This is a genomic window from Roseivivax isoporae LMG 25204, from assembly GCF_000521865.1.
In the GTDB taxonomy this organism is placed as follows: Bacteria; Pseudomonadota; Alphaproteobacteria; order Rhodobacterales; family Rhodobacteraceae; genus Roseivivax; species Roseivivax isoporae.
Genome location: NZ_JAME01000013.1, coordinates 87069 through 106022, shown reverse-complemented (window position 1 = coordinate 106022; position 18954 = coordinate 87069). Strand labels below are relative to the sequence as shown.

Genomic DNA, 18954 nt, shown 5'->3' with positions numbered 1-18954 from the left:
CTCAGGCCCGTTCGACCCGACACAGGGTGGCCTTGGTCTCCTGCATCTGGGTGACGATGTCGTATCCGTAGGTCTGGACGGTGTTCGACGCCTCGCCGACCACGTAGGGCTTCGCGCCTTCGGGGTAGCGTTCGTGGATCGGTTCGCCCATCCACATGCCGGCGAAGTGGAACGGCATGAACACCGTTCCTGGACCCACGCGCCGGGTCACCATCGCCTTGACCCGGATCCGGCCCTCGGGCGTTGCGACCCAGACCCAGCCGCCGTCCTCGATGCCGGCGGCGCCGGCGTCGTTCGGGTTGATCTCTGCGAACATCTGCTGCTGGAACTCGGCGAGCCACGGGTTCGACCGCGTCTCGTCGCCGCCGCCCTCGTATTCCACGAGCCGCCCGGAGGTGAGCTGCAGCGGGAAGTCCCTGCTGTAATCATTCTCCTGGATCGAGCGGTAGAGCGAGGGCAGGCGCCACACCCGCCGGTCCTCGAAGGTCGCGTATTGCGGCAGAAGGTCGCGCCGGTTGGTGTAGAGCGGCTCGCGGTGCAGCGGCACCTCGTCGGGGAAGGTCCAGACCACCGCGCGCGCCTTGCCGTTGCCGAAGGGGGCGAGCCCGTGGGCGATGGCCACGCGCTGCACGCCGCCCGACAGGTCGGTCTTCCAGTTCACCCGCGCGATCCGCTCGGGCAGCGACATGTTGTCGGTCGCCTCGTTCTGGATGTTGGCCTGCAAGTAGGCCTCGATCGCCGTCAGCGCGCTCTCGGGATAGTTCGGGAAGGCCGACCGCGCCTCGCCGGGAGCCATGCGCTCACCGCCGTCGGGTGAGGAGTTCTGCCAGGACCCGTCGATCTGTGCGGGCGCGCCGTCGCCCCCGCCCCCCGAGCGCCGCACTTCTTCCTCGAGCGCGTCCATGGCTGCCCGCACGTCCTCGTCGGGCATGTCGAACATCTCCCAGCGGAAGCGGTCCGAGGCCACGGCGACGATCATCAGCTTCTCGCGGTCGGTCAGCTCTTCCGCCCAGCCGAGCGCCTCGAGCATGTTGACCGTGATCTCGGGATACCCGTCCTCGATCTCGGATCCCGCGGTCCAGCTGTCCTCGGCAAGCAGGGTCTCGCCCTCGTGCTCGACACCCCAGCGCGCGCGGAAGGGCAGGCCGCCCTCCGCCACCGGCTTCGACAGGTCGTAGAGGAGCGGCGTGCCGGGATGGCGCTGTTCCGGGCGCCCCCAGGACGGCCAGGGCAGGCAGTAATAGTCGCCGTCGACATCGCCGCCCTTGCCGAGCAGCGTGATGCTGTCGAAGCGGTCCTGCTGCTGCATGTGCGCCTTCAGGCGCTCCGGGCTCGGCCCGGTATAGCCGATGGTCCAGGTGCCGCGGTTGATCTCGCGCAGCGTGTCCTCGGGGCTCGGCACGTTGCCCTCGACGGCGATGTGCCGGAACATCTCGTCGGAAAAGCCCAGCCTTTCGGCCAGAAGGTAGAGAATCTCGGTGTCGATCTTGGCCTCGAAGACCGGGTCGATGACCTTCTCGCGCCACTGGATCGACCGGTTCGAGTTCGTGACGGATCCCGCCATCTCCATCGTGGTGCCCGAGGGCAGGAGGTACATGCCGTCCTCGAGATCGGCCTCGATGGCAGTCTGCGTCGGGTAGGGATCGACGACCACCACGAGGTCGGCGGCTTTCCACGCCTCCTTGCGGTCCGGCCCGCGGGTCTGGCTGTTCGACGCGTGCCCCCAGAAGAACACCGCGCGCAGCGGCACCGGCTGGTCGAGCGCGTCGCCGTCCTCGAGGATGCCGTCGGGCCAGCGGCTGACCGGGATGCCCGGCGCCTCCATCATCTCCTTCGACGCGAAGCGGCCGCGCATCCAGTCGTAATCGATGTCCCAGACGCGGCCCCAGTGCTTCCACGCGCCCTCGTTCAGGCCGTAATAGGCCGGCAGCGTGTCGCACGAGACGCCGAGATCGGTCGCGCCCTGCACGTTGTCGTGGCCGCGGAAGATGTTGGCGCCGCCGCCCGACTTGCCGATGTTGCCGAGGATGAGCTGCAGCACGGAAGCGGCGCGCGTCTTGTTGTTGCCGATGCTCGACTGCGTCAGGCCCATGCACCAGATGAGCGTGCCGGGCCGGTTCTCGGCGATCGTCTTGGCCACCCGGTGCAGCTGCTCGGGCGGCACGCCCGACACGCGCTCGACCTCTTCCGCGGTCCAGCGGGCGGCTTCCTCGCGGATCCTGTCGATGCCGAAGACGCGGCTTTCGAGGTAGGCGCGGTCTTCCCAGCCATTGTCGAAGATGATCTTGGCGAGCCCCCAGAGAAAGCCCACGTCGGCGCCGGGACGGATGCGCACGTATTCGTCCGCATGCGCGGCGGTGCGGGTGAAGCGCGGGTCGACCACGATCAGCGGCGCGCCGTTCTCCTTGCCGTTCAGCACGTGCAGCATCGACACCGGGTGGGCCTCGGCCGGGTTGCCGCCGATGATGATGATCGACTTCGAGTTCCGGATGTCGTTGTAGGAATTCGTCATCGCGCCGTAGCCGAAGCTGTTGGCGACGCCCGCGACGGTGGTCGAGTGGCAGATCCGCGCCTGGTGGTCGACGTTGTTCGTGCCCCAGAGCGCCGCGAACTTGCGGAAGAGGTACGCCGCCTCGTTCGAGAACTTGGCCGATCCCAGCCACTCGACCGCGTCGGGCCCGGATTCCTCGCGGATCTGCGTGAGCCTGGCGCCGATCTCCTCCAGCGCCTGGTCCCACGAGATGCGGACCCACTCGCCGTCCTGCCGCTTCATCGGGTACTTGAGCCGCCGTTCGCCGAGCGCGATCTCGCGCGTCGCAGCACCCTTGGCGCAGTGCGTGCCCTGGTTGATCGGGCTCTCAAACGCGGGTTCCTGCCCGGTCCAGACCCCGTCGCGGACCTCAGCCCAGATCGAGCAGCCGACCGAGCAGAACGGGCAGACGGTCTTGCGCCATTCGGCCTCGGGGCGTCCGGGCGCCTCCGTCCCCGGTGCCTCCTGCGCGCGCACGACCATGCCGCCCGACCCGGCGACGGCGCCGAGGCCCCCGATCGCCAGGCCCGAACGCTTGAGGAAGCTGCGCCGGTCGACGCCGGCACGTTCCTCGGCGGCAAAGGCGGGGCGGGCGGGGCGCGGGGCGGTTCGGCGTTTGAGCAAGCGGGCCTCCGTGGTGTGTCGCTCAGCCCCGGGCGAGGGCGTAATAGGTCCGGACGTGGTCGCTGTCGGGGAAGGTCGGATCGTGCCGCGGCTTGCCGTCGGTGCGGGTCGGCGCCGGCACCTCGTCGGAGCGCGCCGCGACCGGTGCGACGGTGGCGGGAAGGACGGCCAGACCCGTCAGGACGGATCGGCGGCTCGGGGTGTCGGAGGACATTGGCATCTCGTGATGATCGGTCGTCTCGGGTGAAAGTCCTTGGCAGGCATGATGTTCCCGAAAAAATGGCCGGGGTTCCGCCACGGCGCCCCCAGAATGTGCGGGAACAAGGATCGGGGCCGCCTGTTGTCCCGGGACAGCCGGCCTGCGGCCGCGCATTTACGGAGACGCCATGAACCTCAGCTTCACAGTCAACCGGCGTGCACGGACGCTGGACATCGACCCGCGCGTGTCGCTTCTCGACGCGCTCCGGGATCACCTGCACCTGACCGGATCGAAGAAGGGATGCGATCATGGCCAGTGCGGCGCGTGCACCGTCCTCGTGAACGGCCGTCGCATCAATTCCTGCCTCAGCCTCGCGGTCATGCACGAGGGTGACGAGATCGTGACGGTCGAGGGCCTGTCGGACGGCGCGCCGTCGCCGCTGCAGGCAGCCTTCGTGAAGCACGACGGCTTCCAGTGCGGCTTCTGCACGCCCGGCCAGCTCTGCTCGGCCACCGGCATGCTTGACGAGATCGCCGAGGGCTGGCCGAGCCACGCGAGCGCGGACCTCGACGGGCCCTACGAGCTGACGCAGGCCGAACTGTCCGAGCGGATGAGCGGGAACCTCTGCCGCTGCTCCTGCTACCCGGGCATCAACGCCGCGATCCGCGAGACTGCCGGGACGGGTGACGCCACATGAGACCCTTCGACTACGTCCGGGCGGAGGATCCGGTCTCCGCCAGCCGCGCGGCGGCGCAGGCCAATGCCCGTTTCATCGGCGGCGGCACGAACCTTCTCGACCTCATGAAGCTCGAGGTGATGGCGCCGGAGACGCTGGTCGACGTCTCGCGGCTCGATTTCGGCGGCATCGCCGAGGATGGCGACGGTCTGCGGATCGGGGCGACGGTGACGAACAGCGACGTCGCCGCCGATGCCCGCGTGCGGCGCACCTGGCCGGTCCTGTCGCGGGCGCTCCTGTCCGGCGCGAGCGGCCAGCTGCGCAACAAGGCGACGACCGGCGGCAACCTCCTGCAGCGCACGCGCTGCCCGTATTTCTACGACACCGACACGGCCTGCAACAAGCGGAGGCCGGGATCGGGCTGCGCGGCCATGGGCGGCGAGACGCGCAACCACGCGATCCTCGGCACGTCCGATCAGTGCATCGCGCTGTATCCCGGCGACATGGCGGTGGCCCTGCGGGCGCTCGACGCCACGATCGACGTGCAGCGCTCCGAGGGTGCCGCGGAACGGTTCTCCATGCAGGACTTCTACCGCCTGCCGGGCGAGACGCCCGACATCGAGACGGTTCTGGCCCCCGGCGACCTGATCACCGCGGTGCACCTCCCGGCGCCGAAGGGCGACCGCCAGATCTACCGCAAGGTGCGCGACCGGGCGTCGTACGCGTTCGCGCTGGTCTCGGTCGCCGCGGTCGTCCGGATGGAGGGCGGCCGCATCGCCCATGCCGCGATCGGCTTCGGCGGGCTCGGCACGGTGCCATGGCGTGATCCCGACGTCGATGCCGTGCTCGTCGGCGAAAAGCCGTCGGCGGCGGTCTTCGATGCCGCGGCGGACACGCTCCTCAGAGGGGCCGTCCCCGAGGAGGGCACGCAATTCAAGGTTCCGCTCGCGCGCCGCGTGCTGAGGGCCGTTCTCGAGGAGGCGACCGCATGACACTGGACCTCAAGGTCGATGGACAGAGCGAGGAGCGCGCCGAGGCGTTCGCGCAGGGCCTTCTGGGCACCGCGCTCGACCGCCCGGACGGCGTGCTGAAGGTCACGGGTGCCGCGGTCTACGCCGCGGACGACGTGCCCGAGGGCTGCGCCTACGGCATGCTGGTGCGCGCGCCCGGTTTCGGTGCGATCGAGGTCGGGAACGCCGACGAGGTCCGCGCGATGCCGGGCGTGCTTGCCGTCATCCGGGACAAGCGGATGGTACGCAACGCCGCGCAGGGCACGGCCAACGCCGCGCCGGTGCAGGGCGTCGACAGCGCCGACTACGTGGGCCAGCCCGTGGCGCTGGTCGTCGCCGAAAGCTTCGAGGCCGCGCGCCACGCGGCGCAGGCGCTGCAGCTGCGCACCGATGGCGGGCCGTTGCCGGTCAACCCCGGTGACGTCGAGACCGAAGGCGAGCCGGACACGACCGGCGACCTTGACGCCGCCATGGCCGAGGCGCCGCACCGGCTCGACGTCACCTACACCACGCCCAGCATGACGAGCGCGCCGATGGAGCCGCACGCCGCCGTGGCCTGGTGGGAAGGAGACGCGCTGACGGTGCGCTCGGCGCTTCAGATGCTGAAATACAACCGCAACGAACTGGCGGACAGCCTCGGCATCGACCCGGCCAAGGTCCGGCTGCTTGCCCCCTATGTGGGCGGCGGCTTCGGCTCCAAGCTCGGCATCGCGGCCGAGGCGGTCGCGGCCGCCATCGCAGCGCAGGACCTCGGCCGCCCTGTGCGCGTGGTGCAGCACCGCCGGCAGGTGTTCGAGACGGTGACCCGCCGGTCCGAGACGCGGCAGCGGCTGCGGCTCGCCGCGGACCGCACCGGCAAGCTGTCGGGGATCGGGCAGGAGGCGTGGGTGTCGAACCTGCCTGGCGAGGTCTTCCAGGAACCGGTGACACAGGCGACGGCCTTCGCCTATGGCGCGGTGCACCGGGTGATCGGCGAGCGGCTCGAACGCCTGCACCGCCCGGCGGCGGGGTCGGTACGCGCGCCGGGCGAGGCGGTCGGCGTCACCATCCTCGAATGCGCGATGGACGAGCTGGCGAACGACATCGGCATCGACCCGGTGGAGCTGCGCCTGCGCAACATCCCCGACACGGATCCCGAAGGCGGCATCCCGTTCTCGTCGCACATGCTGGCCGAGGCCCTGAAGACGGGTGCGCGCCGGTTCGGCTGGTCCGACCGCGCACCGAAACCGCGTGCCCGCCGCGAGGGCGAGTGGTGGATCGGCACCGGCATGTCGGCCGCGTTCCGCGTCAACGTGATGATGGAGGCCGAGGCGCGCATCGCGCTCTCGCCCGAGGGCGCCGTGGTCGAGACCGACATGACCGACATCGGAACCGGCACCTACGCCATCCTGACCCAGATCGCGGGCGAGGCGCTGGGGCTTCCGGCCGAAAAGGTCGAGGTGCGGCTCGGGGACACGACCTATCCGCCGGGCTCGGGCTCGGGCGGGTCCTGGGGCGCGGCCACGACCGGCAACGCGGTCTGGCTCGCCGCGCAGGAGATCCGCGCCGAACTCGCGCGGCGGATGGAGTGCGGGGAAGGCGAGCTGACGCTCAAGGACGGCACCGCCACCTGCGGCAACAGGCGGGTCGCGCTTGCGGACCTCCTCGACGGGGCGACGCTCGAGGGGCACGGCCATATCGAGGCGGGCGACGCCTTCAGCAAGGTCCGGCAATCGACGTTCGGCGCGCATTTCGCCGAGGTGGCGGTCAACGACGTCACCGGCGAGGTGCGGGTGCGGCGGATGTCCGGCACCTTTGCCGCGGGCCGCATCCTCAACGAGAAGACCGCGCGGTCGCAATGCCATGGCGGCCTCACCTGGGGCATCGGCATGGCGCTGACCGAGGGGATGGTGCACGACCGCCGCGACGGCCACATCGTGAACCGCGACCTCGCGGAGTACCACATGGCGGTGAACGCCGACGTGCCGCCGCTCGACGTGCATTTCCTCGAGGAGCGCGATCCCTGGGCGGGTCCGCTCATGTCGAAGGGCATCGGGGAGCTCGGCATCTGCGGCGCGGCGGCGGCGGTGCTGAACGCGATCCACCATGCCTGCGGCGTCCGCGTGCGCGACCTGCCGGCGACGCCCGACCGCGTGCTGGCGGGTCTCGAGGAGTGAGACCCGCGCGACCCGAACGGAACGGAGGTTCACCATGCTGACGCGCCTTGTCCCCGGACTGATCGTCCTCGGTGCGGGATACCTCCTTGCCCGCCGGTACAGCCGGCGGGCGGCCGCGCACCGCGTGGCGTTCCGCCGCTACGAGGACGGCGGCCCTCCCGGGCAGCCCGCGCCGGTGCGCGACGCGGGCGCCGCGGCCCAGCGGGACAGCCCCGCGGACTGGGACGCGCAGGACGAGGCGGTCGACGAGACCTTTCCCGCGAGCGACCCGGTCACTCGGTACTGACCTCGCCGGGCGCCATCCCGCCGAATCCCGGCGGGATGTGCGCCCGCGTGAGCTCGTCGGTGAAGGTGAGCCCGAACAGCACCGCGACGAGGGCGAGCGCCAGCGCGGCCGAGATCGCGCTCACCGCGTCGAGATGCGGCACTTCCATGAAGCCGACCGCGACGATCGCCGCCGTGGCGCAGGCGATCCCGAGCGGCACGAGCGTGCCGGCCCAGCCCCCGAGAAGCAGCGCCGCGGCGACCGACGACGCGGCGAGCGCCAGCATGGCGACGCAAAGGAGCGCGGCGCGCAGGATCATGCGGGTCTGCGACCTCTCCGCCATCAGCCCCTCCCCACGAGGTAGAGCAGCGGAAAGAGGAAGATCCACACCATGTCGACGAGGTTCCAGTAGAGCGCGACCACGTGCAGGTGCGCCGTCTCGCGCCAGGCGATGCGCTCCTGCGCCACGGCATGCGCGGTCCAGCCGATGATGCCGAGTCCGATCGCCATGTGCAGGCCGTGAAGGCCGGTCATCGCCCAGTAGAACGAGAAGAACATCTCGGCCCCGAGGCGGTCGACTGGAAAGTCCGGATGCCCGGGCACCAGGTGGTGGCGGATGTCCTCGGCGTATTCCACGCCCTTCACGCCCAGGAAGGCGAGGCCCAGCACCAGCGTCGCCACGAGCGCCGCCGTCGTCAGCCGCCGCGCCCCGGCGCGCCCGGCCCAGACCGCAAGCGCCATGGTCGCGCTCGAGACGAGCAGGAGCGCGGTGTTGACGCTGCCGAGGACCAGGTTCGTCTCGCCGAGCGCTTCGGCGAAGGCCTCGGGATAGCGGTGCCGGTAGACCGCGTAGCCGAGGAACAGCCCCCCGAAGAAGACCGCCTCGGAGGCGAGGAAGATCCAGATGCCCGCCTGCTCGGCGCTGCGCTGGCTGGCGATGTCCTCGAAGGGTTCGTGCAGGGCCTCGGGCATCAGCGGCGCTCCGAATCCGACCGGCCGGGGAACGTCACGTCGCCCTCGCGGGCGTGCGGCTCCTCGCCCTGCGCATGGTAGTCGTAGGGCCCGCCGGTGACCGTGGGCAGGCGGCCGAAATTCTCGCGCGGCGGCGGCGAGGCGGTTTGCCATTCGAGCCCGCGCGCCTGCCAGGGATTGTCGCCCGCCCGCGGCCCGCGCAGCACGGAGACGCCGAAATAGACGAACGGCATCAGGTAGGCGACCGCGAGGATGACCGCGCCTGCCGAGGACAGCACGTTCCACATCTCGAACTCGGGCGGGTAGGAATGGTACCGCCGGGGCATGCCCATGTAGCCGAGGATGAATTGCGGGAAGAAGGTGAAGTTGAAGCCCACGAACATCAGCAGCGCCGCGAGCCGCGCCCACAGCTCGGAATACATCCGCCCGCTGATCTTGGGCCACCAGAAGTGCAGCCCGGCGAAGAACGCCGAGACCATGCCGCCCACCATGATGTAGTGGAAATGCGCCACGACGAAGTAGGTGTCGTGCACGTGCACGTCGATCGGCACCGAGGCGAGGAAGAGCCCGGTCAGCCCGCCGAGGGTGAAGAGCCCGACGAAGCCCAACGCGTAGAGCATCGACGCCTCGAAGGTGATGTGCCCGCCGTAGAGCGTCGCGGACCAGTTGAACACCTTGATGGCCGACGGGATCGCGATGAGGAACGACAGGAGCGAGAAGACCAGGCTCGCGGTGGCCGACTGGCCCGACACGAACATGTGGTGGCCCCAGACGAAGAAGCCGAAGATCGAGATGCCGAGAATGGCGAACACCATCGCCTCGTAGCCGAAGATCTTGCGCCGCGAGAAGCAGGTCAGCACCTCGCTCACCACGCCGAAGCCCGGCAGGATCATGATGTAGACCGCCGGATGCGAGTAGAACCAGAAGATGTGCTGGAAGAGGATCGGGTCGCCGCCCTGCGCGGGGTCGAAGAGCCCGAGCCCGAAGACCCGTTCGAGCACCACCATCATCAGCGCGATGGCAAGTGCCGGCGTCGCCAGCACGATCACCACCGAGGTCGCGTAGAGCGCCCAGACGAAGAGCGGCAGGCGCATCCAGGTGAGCCCCTCGCAGCGCTGGGTGTGAACCGTCACGATGAAGTTGAGCCCGGTCGCGATGGTCGAGAAGCCCGCGACGAACACGCCGAGCGCGGCCAGCGTCACGTAGGAATTCGAGTAGAGCGAGGAATAGGGCGTGTAGAACGTCCAGCCCGTGTCGACCCCGCCGAGGAGCAGCGCGGCGAGTGCGAGCATGCCGCCGGCGAGGTTGATGTACCAGCTCGCGAGGTTGAGCTTGGGGAACGCCATGTCGCGCGCGCCGATCGCGAGCGGCAACAGGAAGTTGCCGAGCGTCGAGGGCACCGCGGGCACGAGGAAGAACCACACCATGATGACGCCGTGGAGCGTGAAGAGGCGGTTGTAGGTGTCGGGCGAGACGAGGTCGCCTGGCGGCGTCGCCAGTTCGAGGCGCACCGCCGTCGCGGCCGCGCCCCCGACGAGGAAGAAGAACACGAGCGTGACGAGGTAGAGGATGCCGATACGCTTGTGATCGGTGGTCAGGAGCCACGACCGCACGCTGTGCCCGGCGCCGAGGTAGTCCGGTTCCTGCGCGATGTGACCCTCGGTGTCGGTCAGGCTCATCGGGATGCCTCCTCCTCTGACAGCGTGCGGATGTAGGCCACGAGCGCCTCGACCTCGCCGTCCTCGAGCATGCCCGAGAAGTTCGGCATGATCGGCTCGTAGCCGGCGGCGATGTCGCGTCCGGGCAGCAGGATGGAATCGCGCAGGTAGTCCGCGTCGGCGGTCACCTGGCGCCCGTCGGCCAGCGGGATCTCGCGGCCGAAGAGGCCCGCGAGCGACGGGGCATGCACGTCGCTGCCCTCTTCGTGGCAGCCCGCGCAGCCGGCCGACACGAAGAGCCGCGCGCCCGTGGCCGCGAGCGTCTCGCCCTCGGCGCGGGTCTCGAGCCAGCGGGCGTAGTCGCCCGGGGCCATGGCCACGACCCTGCCGGTCATCTTGGCATGGTCGGTGCCGCAGAACTCCGCGCAGAAAAGCCGGTATGTCCCGGGTTTCGTCGCCTCGAACCAGACCGTCGAGGTGCGGCCCGGCACCACGTCCTGCTTGATCCGGAACGCGGGCACGTAGAACGAGTGGATCACGTCCTGCGAGTTGAGGAACACCGTCACCGGCCGACCGACCGGCACGTGCATGGCGTTGAGCTCGCGCGCGCCGGAGGGATGGCGGGTCTTCCACATCCACTGCTTGGCCTCGACGTGGTATTCCATGGCGCCCGCGGGCGCCTCGATGGCGTCGAGGCTTGCGGTCGAGGTGTACCAGAAGAAGAAGATCGCGAAGAACGCGGTGACGGCGGTCCAGAACACCTCGATCTGGCGGTTCTGCAACGCCTTCACCGACCGGCGCGGGGTGCCGCGCTTGGCCCGGAACAGGAGCGAGAAGACGAAGATCAGCGCACCCACCAGCGCCACGACGAACAGCGAGAAGCCGGTCATCATGGCGAAGATCCGGTCGAAGGCCTCGGCCTGGGTCGAGGCCTGTTCGGGGGCGATGGACCAGATCATGCGGACCTCCCGCGGCGTTCGCGCCGCAGCGCGAGGGCGATCCCGCCCGCGACGAGGAGCGTCGAGGCGATGCCGCCCGCCGTCGCCGCGCGCGTGATCGACAGGGAGTAGCGGCCGGTCACCGGGTCGAAGCCGTAGCAGGCGAGCGCCACGCGCTCGACCACCGTGCCGACGCGGCCCTCGCCGGCCTCGACGAGCGCCCGCCGCATGTCGCCCTCGGCCACCCGGAAGGCCGGCAGGACGCGCGCGACCCGGCCCTCGGCTGTCAGGACATGGCGGACCGCGGGGTGCGCAAAGCGGTCGTTCGCGGCATCGTGCCGGTAGCCGTAGCCGAGCACCCGCGTCAGGTCCGCGAGCGTGTCCGCGTCGGGCGTGCGCGTGACGATCCGCGCGGCGGGCAGGGGGGCCGCCTGTGCCGCGACGAAGGAGCGGGCTTCGGAAGACCCGTCGCGCGGGTCGATGCCGACGACCACCAGCGCGTAGTCGCGTCCGATCTCGAGCCCGGTCCGGGACAGCTCGTCCGCCGTGCGCGCGAGGATCGCGTCGCAGAGCGCGCCGCAATCGAGGTCGGCGAAGACGAGGATCGTGGGCAGCCCGGTTCCGAGGTCGACCTGCGCGCCGGGCGGCGGGTCGGACCGCACGGTGTCGAGCTCGGCCGCCGTCAGCCCGGCATGAGCGGGTCCCGACAGGACGAGGAGGGCGAGCAGCATCCGGATCATCGCGTGCCTCCGTCGTCGGGCAGGGGCAGGGGGGCGTAGGGATCGGCGCGGTCCCGCACGTGCCGCATCGCCTCCGTGATGGGCAGGCGGCCCTCCGCGCCGTCGAGAAGCGCGCGCTGCCGGGCGGCCCACGCCTCGTGGCGGGCGACCGGCGCCGTCTCGAGCCGGGGCACGCCGAAATCGGCCGGTGCGGGAGGGGCCGGGGCGCGCGCGCCGGAATAGCCGAGATAGATCGCCGCGACCGCCGCGATCAGGATGCCGAACGCCGCTGCGATCGCCACGACGACCCGGAAGACCGGGAAATCGGGATGGCGCAGTTCATCCATGGCGCGCGCTCCCCTGCAGGATGCTGGGGACGGCAAGCGCCGCGGGCAGGACGAGCGCCGCCGCCACGACGAGGGCGCCCGCCATGGCGCCGGGTGCGGCGAGCCAGACGAGGTGCAGGACCCCACCCGCCGCGACCGAGGCGCCCGCGGCGCGCAGGACCGCGGGCGATCCCCGCGCGGAGGTGCCGAGGAGCGCCGCGAAGGGCATGAGGACGCCGAGGACCAGCGCCGTCACGATGACGGCCGTTCCGGTGGCGTCTGTGCGGGCCCCGAACCACGCAGCCTTGAAGGGCAGGTTGCCCGACCAGCTCACCAGGAACTGCATCGCGGCGAGGTAGAAGCTGCCGAGACAGCAGGCCAGCAGAAGCCCGCCGCAATCGGCGACGCCCTGCGGTGCCCGGGCATCCAGTCCGGCCGCCGCCGCCACGGCCAGCGCGAGACCGAGCTGCATCGCCGCGAGCAGCATGCCGAACGCGGTCGACAGCATGTCGGGATCGCGCGAGAGCACCCAGTCGAGGCCCGCGAGACCGACGCTGATCCCGTAGGCCGTCAGCAGCACCGCCGCCACGACCGGGCCGGGCCCGCGCGGTGCGAGCCAGCCGATCAGCGACCAGAGCGCGAGGATGCCCGCGCCGCGCAGCCCGAAGGACCAGGGCACCAGGTAGACCTCGCCCCGCAGGCCCGGAACGCCCTCCCACCACGGGTAGAGGAGCGGCCCGGCGAGGAAGAGGAGCACGCCTGCGGGCGCGATCAGGGGTGTGAGCCGCGCCAGTGCCGGCAGCGCGGGCGCCGCCCCGGGCCAGCGCCCGCCCGTCAGGCGCGCGATCAGGAGCCAGAGGCCCGCCCCCGTCGTGACCGAGAGGGCAAAGAGCCATGCCGCGAGCGCGCCCGCGGCCGCGGTCCCGGGCGCGAGCGTGGCGGCCGCGGCGAGCACCGCGAGGGCGCCGAGCGCCGGCATCGCGGCCCGCGCGGGGCCGGGCAGGGGCATGCGTCGCGCCTCAGCCATCCGGGTCCTCCACGGGAACCGCGGCGCGGGCGGCATGCGCGGGGTCGAGCCGCGGCGAGGCGGCCTGCAGGGCGCGGATATAGGCCGCGATCGCCCAGCGGTCGGGCCGGGGAACGCGGTCGTCGTAGGGGAACATCACGCCATAGCCGTCGCCGATCACGCGCACGAAATGCTCTGCCCCGGTCCGGCGCAGCCGCGCGCCGAGGAACGAGGGCGGCTCGGGAAAGCCGCGCGCGACCACGCGGCCGTCGCCCGCACCGGTCGGCCCGTGGCAGGGCGCGCAGAAGATGCCGTAGCGTTCCTGGCCGCGGGCGAGCAGGGCGGGCGTGACCTCGGGACGCGCGCCCGGGCCAAGGTCGTGCGGCGCGTGGCGCGGCACCACGCCCGCGGGCCAGGGCCGTGCCGCCGCGTCGTCCGCCCAGATCGCCGTGCGCTCCCACGGCTCGAGCTTGGGCTGGTTCGCGAGCGAGGACTCCTCGCGGCACGCGGCGAGGGTGCCGGCCAGCGCGAGGGCGCACAGGAGGCGCGTCATCGGCCGACCTCCACGATGCGGGCGAGGCCGTCGAGCCGCGACAGGCGCAGCCGGTCGGGCGCGCCCTCGCGCGGCAGCGACAGGAAGAACCGATCGTCGCTCGCGCCCTCGGTCTCGGCGGTGTCGAAGAACGGGTCGTGCAGCCGCGGCAGCCCGCAGGCGCGGATCATCGCGACGAACCCCCCCGCCGCGGCGCCGAGGATCCCCGTCTCGAAGGTCGCGAAGCCGAAGGCGGGCCAGGAAAAGAGCGGCCGTCCCCCGACATTGAGCGGGTAGAACCAGACCGCCGACCAGGTCTGCAGCAGGAACACGCCCGCCGCAGCCGCAAGGCCCGCGATCAGCATCGTGCGCCGCACGCCGTGCGCCGGCGGCTCGAGCACCGGTTCGAGATCGGCCACCCGCCAGGGGGTGTGCGCGTCCATGCCGTCCACGCCCTCGGTCCGGAGGGTGCGCGCGGCGTCGACAAGGGACGCGGTGTCGGTGAAGACGAGAAGCAGCCGGGCGGTCACGCGCGCACCTCCTCGTCCACCTGTTCCTTGAGTTCGTGCATCGACACCGCGGGGATCACCCGCAGGAAGAGCGTGAAGAGCAGGCCGAAGAAGCCGAGCGTGCCCGCGAAGAGCGCCCAGTCCCAGAACGTGGGCCAGTAGGATCCCCATTGCGACGGCAGGTAGCCGCGGGTCGGCGGGACGACGGTGATGACCACGCGTTCGAGCCACATGCCGATGTTGATGGCGATGGCGACGGGCACGGTCACCCACAGCGTCCGGCGGCACCACGGCACCCAGTAGAGCTGCGGCAGGATGCAGTTGCCCGCGAGCATCCCCCAGTAGAGCGGCCAGTAGTCGCCCCAGAGCTGGACGGCGACGATGCGCTGTTCGGCTGGCTCGCCCGAATACCACGCGTAGAACCATTCGGTCGCGTAGCTCACGGTCATGACCAGCGACCCCGCCAGCAGCACCTTGCCGATGATGTCGAAATGCCGGTCGGTGATCATGTGGGGAACGCCGAGCGCCCGGCGGAAGATCGCGGCGAGCACGACCACCATGGCGAAGCCCGAGAACATCGCGCCGACGACGAAGTAGGGCGGAAAGATCGTCTCGTTCCAGCCGGGCGCGAGGCCCGCCGAATAGTCCATGCCGACGACCGAGTGGACCGAGATCACGAGCGGCACGCCCATCGCCGCCATGGCGCCGTAATAGCCCTGCCAGACCTGCCAGTGCCGCGCCGAGCCCCGCCAGCCGAGCGCGAGGATGCCGCAGGCCGCGCGGGTCAGCCGGCCCCTCGCGCGGTCGCGCAGCGTGGCGAAGTCGGGGATGGCGCCGGTGTACCAGAACATCAGCGAGAACAGGATGTAGCTCGCGATGGCGAAGAGGTCCCAGACCAGCGGGCTGCGCCACTGCGGCACGAGGCCCATCGTGTTGGGATAGGGCACGAGCCAGTAGAAGAGCCACGGCCGCCCGAGGTGGAAGATCGGGAAGAGCCCCGCGATGCAGGCGGCGAAGAGGGTCATGGCCTCGGCGAAGCGGTTGATCGAGGTCCGCCAGCGCTGCCGGGTCAGGAGCAGCATCGCCGAGATCAGCGTGCCCGCGTTGCCGATGCCGATCCACCAGACGTAGTTGACGATGGCAAAGCCCCAGACGGCGGAGGTGTTGATGCCCCAGATGCCGACGCCCGAGACCGCGAGCACGGTCAGGCTGACCACCATCAGCACCGTCAGCGCGAGGAAGAGCGCGAGGCAGGCCCACCAGATCCGCCCGGCCCGCCGGGCGAGGATCGGGTCCGCCACGTCGGCGGTCAGGCGCCCCGGCGCGCGGTCGGGCAGGATGGCGTCGGTCGCGGTCATCCGTCCTCCGACCTTGCGGGCGGCACGACGCGGGCGAGGTAGGTGGTGCGCGGCCGCGTGCCGAGATGTTCGAGCAGCGCGTAGTGGCGCGGATCGTCGCGCGCCCTGCTCACCGCGCTTTCGGGATCGGCGACGTCGCCGAAGGTGATCGCCTCGGCGGGGCAGGCGGCCTGGCAGGCGGTCACCACCTCGCCTTCGCGGATCGGGCGGTCCTCGCGCGACGCGCGGTGGTGCGCGGCCTCGATCCGCTGGACGCAGTAGGTACATTTCTCCATCACGCCGCGCCCCCGCACCGACACGTCGGGATTGCGCGCGGCCTGCAGCAGGTCGGCGCCGAGATGCGCGTAGGCCTGGCTGTCGGCATAGTCGAAGAAGTTGAAGCGCCGCACCTTGTAGGGGCAGTTCGCCTGGCAGAACCGCGTGCCGACGCAGCGGTTGTAGACCTGCGCGTTCAGCCCCTGTTCGTCGTGGACCGACGCCGCGACGGGGCAGACCGGCTCGCACGGCGCCTTCTCGCAATGCATGCAGGGGACCGGCTGGAAGCCCCGCACGTCGTCCTCGGGGACGTCGTAGGCGTCGATGCGGATCCAGTGCATGTGCCGGCCGCGCGCGACCTCGTCGGGACCCACCACGGGGATGTTGTTCTCGGCCTGGCAGGCGATCATGCAGGCGTTGCAGCCCGAACAGGCATCGGTGTCGATCACCATGCCCCAGGACGGGCTGTCGTAGTCCCAGGGCGCGTAGAAGCTTTCGGAGGCGTGGTGCGCGGTCTCGAGGCCGGGGTCCTCCGCGCTGACGCTGCGCAGGATGTCGCGGCCGTGCTGGCCGAACTCGACCTGGGTGCGCACGAGGCCGCCCTCCTCGCCGGCCGGCTCGATCTCGACCCGGGGGCCCAGGGGCCGGACATCCGCGCCGACACCGCTGCCGATCGGGCCAGCCGCGCTGCGCCCGTAGCCGAGCGTCGTGCCGACCGTGCCCGCCGCCTGGCCCGGCAGGATCGTGACCGGCAGGCGCACCGCAGCGCCGCGGCCCCGCAGGACCACCGCATCGCCCTCCGCCACGCCGAGCCGATCGGCATCCGCGGGCGAGAGACTCGCGGCGTTGCCCCAGACCTGCTTCGTCAGGGGCGCGGGGCATTCCTGCAGCCAGGCGTTCGACGCGTGGCTGCCGTCGAGGACCGCGTGCGACAGGAGCGCCACGTGGGCAAAACCGTCGCCATCCGCAGCCGGCGCATCGTCCGGCGCGGGTGGCTCGTCCGGGACCGTGGCGGGCGGCGGGAAGTCCGCGATCACGCCCGTGCGCAGCGCCTCCTGCCAGCGCGCGGCAAAGCGTTCGCCCCAGCGGGCGCGCCACGTGTCCTCGACGAGGTCGCGGGCGGCACGCCCGGCGCGCCCGCGCAGCATCTCGACCACCTCGTGGGCCGAGCGCGACTCGTGCAGGGGTTCGATGAGCGGCTGGACCGGGGCCGCGGTGCCGTCGACCGCGCGCAGGTCGGACCAGTCCTCGAGCGGATGGTGCAGCGGCGCGTGCATCTCCGCGCGCAGGGCCGTCTCGTCCTGCCGGTGGCCGAGATGCACCAGCCGGACGCCGTCGAGCCGGTCGGTGAAGGGCGCGCCGAGGTCGTAGACCGGGTTCGCGCCGAGCACGACCAGCCTCTGCACCCGGCCCTCGTCCAGTGCCGACAGGAGCGCACCCGCATCCTCCTGCGGGACATCGGGCCAGTGCCAGAAGGGCAGGAGACGTGCGAGGGGGGCCGCGAGCCGCCGGTTCAGCTCCGCCACCGCGGCGAGCGCCCCGGGCGGCAGGTCCGCGGAGGGCAGGACCGCCGCGCGGCCCCGCGCCCGCGCGAGCGCCCGCGCCGCCCGCGCCACGTCCGCGGGCGCCTCACCGCCGTCGAGCGCGGCGAGCAGTGCCCGTGCCACCCGCGGCAGTTCGGCGGGCGAGACGGGACTGCGCAGGTCGGCCTTGGTGCCGGTCAGGGTCGGTACGGGCTCGAAGGCGTGCATCGTGAAGGTCCCGCGCCGGTCGGCGCGTGCCCGCGTCCAGCCCTTGGTCATGGCGACCTGCGCGGGGCCCGGTCCCAGCGGGTCGGCGCCGAGCGTCACCACGGTGTCGAGCTGCTCCCAGTCCGGCCAGAGCTGCACGCGGTCGTGGCCCGCCGCGCGCGTCGGAACCTCGAGCGCGGGCGCGGCCGGACGGTGGCTGAACCAGCGCAGGCCCGAGGCCGCGTCGAGGAGCGCCCGGATCTGGCGCGCGAGGGTCGGCGATCCGACGGGGCCGGTCAGGAGCGCGGTGCCCTCGCCGCCGTCCGCGGTCGCCTGGCGCAGCACGTCGGCCACCGCCGACCACGAGACCGGCGTGTTCCCGGCCGCCGGGCTCGCCGACCGGGTCGGGTCGTAGAGCGACAGGAGCGCGGCCTCGGCAAACACGTCGGTCGACCCGAGGCTCGCCGGGTGGTCGGGGTTGCCGTGCACCTTCGTGGGCCGGCCCTGCCGGCTTTCGACCAGCACGCCGCGCGCGGCGCCCGCAAGCGGCAGCGCCGTCGCGAAGAGGACCGCGTCGCCCGAGGCGCCGTATTCCGGCATGTCGCGGTAGGGCAGCATGTCCTCGGAGCGGCGGCACCCCGAGGCGAGCGCCGCGGCCCCCGCGGCGAAGAGCTTGAGCGCCGCGCGGCGGTCGAGGTCGGCGCCGCCGCCGAGGTCGGGCGGGGCGGTCAGCGGTGGCATGTGGTGCAGTCCGTGAGGGTCGAGGTGTCGATGTCGTAGCGCGTGAGCAGGGCGTGGATCGCCCCGGCGTCGATGCGGGCCTCGCGCGGCGGCAGGGGGGCGAAGACCCGTTCGGGCGGGCTCAGCTTAGGGCCCGGATCCCTGTGGCATTCGAGGCACCAGCCCATGGTCAGGGGTTCGGCCTGCCCGATGAGGCGCATGTCGCCCACGGCACCGTGGCAGGTGGTGCAGGCGACGCCGTTCGTGACATGCGTCGAGTGGTTGAAATAGACGTGGTCGGCGAGGTCGTGGACCCGGTTCCAGTCGAGCCGCGTGCCCTCGGTCCAGCTGATGCGCACGGGCTGCAGCATCTCCTCCTGCGCATAGAGCCGGCTGTGGCAGGTCATGCACGTCTTGGTGGGCGGCAGCCCGGCGCTGGCGCTTTCCGTCACCGTCGTGTGGCAGTAGCGGCAGTCGATGCCGACCTCGGCGGTGTGGTGTCGGTGGCTGAAGGGCACGGGCTGCGACACGATGCGGTTCTCGCCGGTCGCGTTGTCGGTCCATTGCAGGAAGATCACGAGGGACAGGATCGCCACCGGGACCAGGACCAGCGCCGGCAGCGCGAGGCGCGCGACCGTGTTGGCTCTGGGCCCGAAGATCTGGCTCATCCGGCTCTCCCGGCACGCGCCCTGTCCGGCGCGGCTTCGTTCCTGCGTTTCGCGCCGGCCCGGTCGGCCGGCGACGGCAAGGGCGCCGCTGGACGCGAGGGGG

Annotated in this window: 18 protein-coding genes; 4 read left to right on the top strand and 14 right to left on the bottom strand. The window is 71.6% G+C overall.

Annotated features, from left to right (window positions below):
• Window position 1 precedes the first annotated feature (1 nt).
• Window positions 2-3154, bottom strand: coding sequence for a formate dehydrogenase subunit alpha (locus tag RISW2_RS10315; RefSeq protein ID WP_043770097.1), 3153 nt, complete (start codon window positions 3152-3154; stop codon window positions 2-4).
• A gap of 22 nt (window positions 3155-3176) precedes the next feature.
• Window positions 3177-3368, bottom strand: a complete 192-nt coding sequence (locus RISW2_RS10310) for a hypothetical protein (protein ID WP_043770093.1) — start codon at window positions 3366-3368, stop codon at window positions 3177-3179.
• Window positions 3369-3540: 172 nt separating this feature from the next.
• Between RISW2_RS10310 and RISW2_RS10305 the strand changes: the two genes are divergently transcribed.
• The 4 genes from RISW2_RS10305 to RISW2_RS10290 are packed head-to-tail and all read left to right on the top strand — an operon-like array spanning window position 3541 to window position 7481.
• Entirely contained in the window at window positions 3541-4050 is a 510-nt protein-coding gene (locus tag RISW2_RS10305) for a 2Fe-2S iron-sulfur cluster-binding protein (protein ID WP_084615330.1), read from the top strand.
• On the top strand, window positions 4047-5021 hold the full coding sequence (locus tag RISW2_RS10300) for an FAD binding domain-containing protein (protein ID WP_043770091.1): 975 nt from the start codon (window positions 4047-4049) through the stop codon (window positions 5019-5021). The genes RISW2_RS10305 and RISW2_RS10300 overlap by 4 nt, the downstream gene beginning before the upstream one ends.
• Window positions 5018-7195, top strand: coding sequence for a xanthine dehydrogenase family protein molybdopterin-binding subunit (locus RISW2_RS10295; RefSeq protein ID WP_043770089.1), 2178 nt, complete (start codon window positions 5018-5020; stop codon window positions 7193-7195). The genes RISW2_RS10300 and RISW2_RS10295 overlap by 4 nt, the downstream gene beginning before the upstream one ends.
• A gap of 34 nt (window positions 7196-7229) precedes the next feature.
• A complete protein-coding gene (locus RISW2_RS10290; RefSeq protein WP_043770085.1) occupies window positions 7230-7481 on the top strand; it encodes a hypothetical protein in 252 nt (83 codons plus the stop codon).
• Here the strand turns inward: RISW2_RS10290 and RISW2_RS10285 are convergent.
• Genes RISW2_RS10285 through RISW2_RS10230 form a run of 12 tightly spaced genes read right to left on the bottom strand, consistent with a single transcriptional unit; the run spans window position 7468 to window position 18851 of the window.
• Window positions 7468-7803 carry a hypothetical protein gene (locus RISW2_RS10285; RefSeq protein WP_043770082.1) on the bottom strand — a complete coding sequence of 112 codons (336 nt, stop codon included), beginning with the start codon at window positions 7801-7803 and terminating at the stop codon, window positions 7468-7470. The two genes, RISW2_RS10290 and RISW2_RS10285, sit on opposite strands and share 14 nt — an antisense overlap.
• On the bottom strand, window positions 7803-8432 hold the full coding sequence (locus RISW2_RS10280; protein ID WP_043770080.1) for a cytochrome c oxidase subunit 3: 630 nt from the start codon (window positions 8430-8432) through the stop codon (window positions 7803-7805). The genes RISW2_RS10285 and RISW2_RS10280 overlap by 1 nt, the downstream gene beginning before the upstream one ends.
• Window positions 8432-10111 (bottom strand): cytochrome c oxidase subunit I, encoded by a 1680-nt coding sequence (gene ctaD, locus RISW2_RS10275; protein ID WP_051491925.1) that lies wholly within the window; start codon window positions 10109-10111, stop codon window positions 8432-8434. The genes RISW2_RS10280 and ctaD overlap by 1 nt, the downstream gene beginning before the upstream one ends.
• On the bottom strand, window positions 10108-11049 hold the full coding sequence (coxB, locus tag RISW2_RS10270; RefSeq protein ID WP_043770077.1) for a cytochrome c oxidase subunit II: 942 nt from the start codon (window positions 11047-11049) through the stop codon (window positions 10108-10110). The genes ctaD and coxB overlap by 4 nt, the downstream gene beginning before the upstream one ends.
• On the bottom strand, window positions 11046-11768 hold the full coding sequence (locus tag RISW2_RS24540; protein WP_043770074.1) for a thioredoxin domain-containing protein: 723 nt from the start codon (window positions 11766-11768) through the stop codon (window positions 11046-11048). Before RISW2_RS24540 ends, coxB begins: the two co-directional genes overlap by 4 nt.
• Complete coding sequence (locus RISW2_RS10260) at window positions 11765-12094, bottom strand: hypothetical protein (RefSeq protein WP_043770071.1); 330 nt, start codon at window positions 12092-12094, stop codon at window positions 11765-11767. The genes RISW2_RS24540 and RISW2_RS10260 overlap by 4 nt, the downstream gene beginning before the upstream one ends.
• Window positions 12087-13100, bottom strand: a complete 1014-nt coding sequence (locus RISW2_RS10255; RefSeq protein WP_156943821.1) for a hypothetical protein — start codon at window positions 13098-13100, stop codon at window positions 12087-12089. The genes RISW2_RS10260 and RISW2_RS10255 overlap by 8 nt, the downstream gene beginning before the upstream one ends.
• Window positions 13093-13632 (bottom strand): c-type cytochrome, encoded by a 540-nt coding sequence (locus RISW2_RS10250; RefSeq protein ID WP_043770068.1) that lies wholly within the window; start codon window positions 13630-13632, stop codon window positions 13093-13095. Before RISW2_RS10250 ends, RISW2_RS10255 begins: the two co-directional genes overlap by 8 nt.
• A complete protein-coding gene (locus RISW2_RS10245; protein ID WP_043770065.1) occupies window positions 13629-14141 on the bottom strand; it encodes a DUF3341 domain-containing protein in 513 nt (170 codons plus the stop codon). The genes RISW2_RS10250 and RISW2_RS10245 overlap by 4 nt, the downstream gene beginning before the upstream one ends.
• Entirely contained in the window at window positions 14138-15478 is a 1341-nt protein-coding gene (gene nrfD / locus RISW2_RS10240; RefSeq protein ID WP_043770062.1) for an NrfD/PsrC family molybdoenzyme membrane anchor subunit, read from the bottom strand. The genes RISW2_RS10245 and nrfD overlap by 4 nt, the downstream gene beginning before the upstream one ends.
• Window positions 15475-18204, bottom strand: coding sequence for a 4Fe-4S dicluster domain-containing protein (locus tag RISW2_RS10235; RefSeq protein WP_043770059.1), 2730 nt, complete (start codon window positions 18202-18204; stop codon window positions 15475-15477). The genes nrfD and RISW2_RS10235 overlap by 4 nt, the downstream gene beginning before the upstream one ends.
• The gene (locus RISW2_RS10230; protein ID WP_043770056.1) at window positions 18192-18851 is read right to left on the bottom strand and encodes a cytochrome c3 family protein; all 660 of its coding nucleotides are present in this window, start codon (window positions 18849-18851) and stop codon (window positions 18192-18194) included. The genes RISW2_RS10235 and RISW2_RS10230 overlap by 13 nt, the downstream gene beginning before the upstream one ends.
• Window positions 18852-18954: the final 103 nt, after the last annotated feature.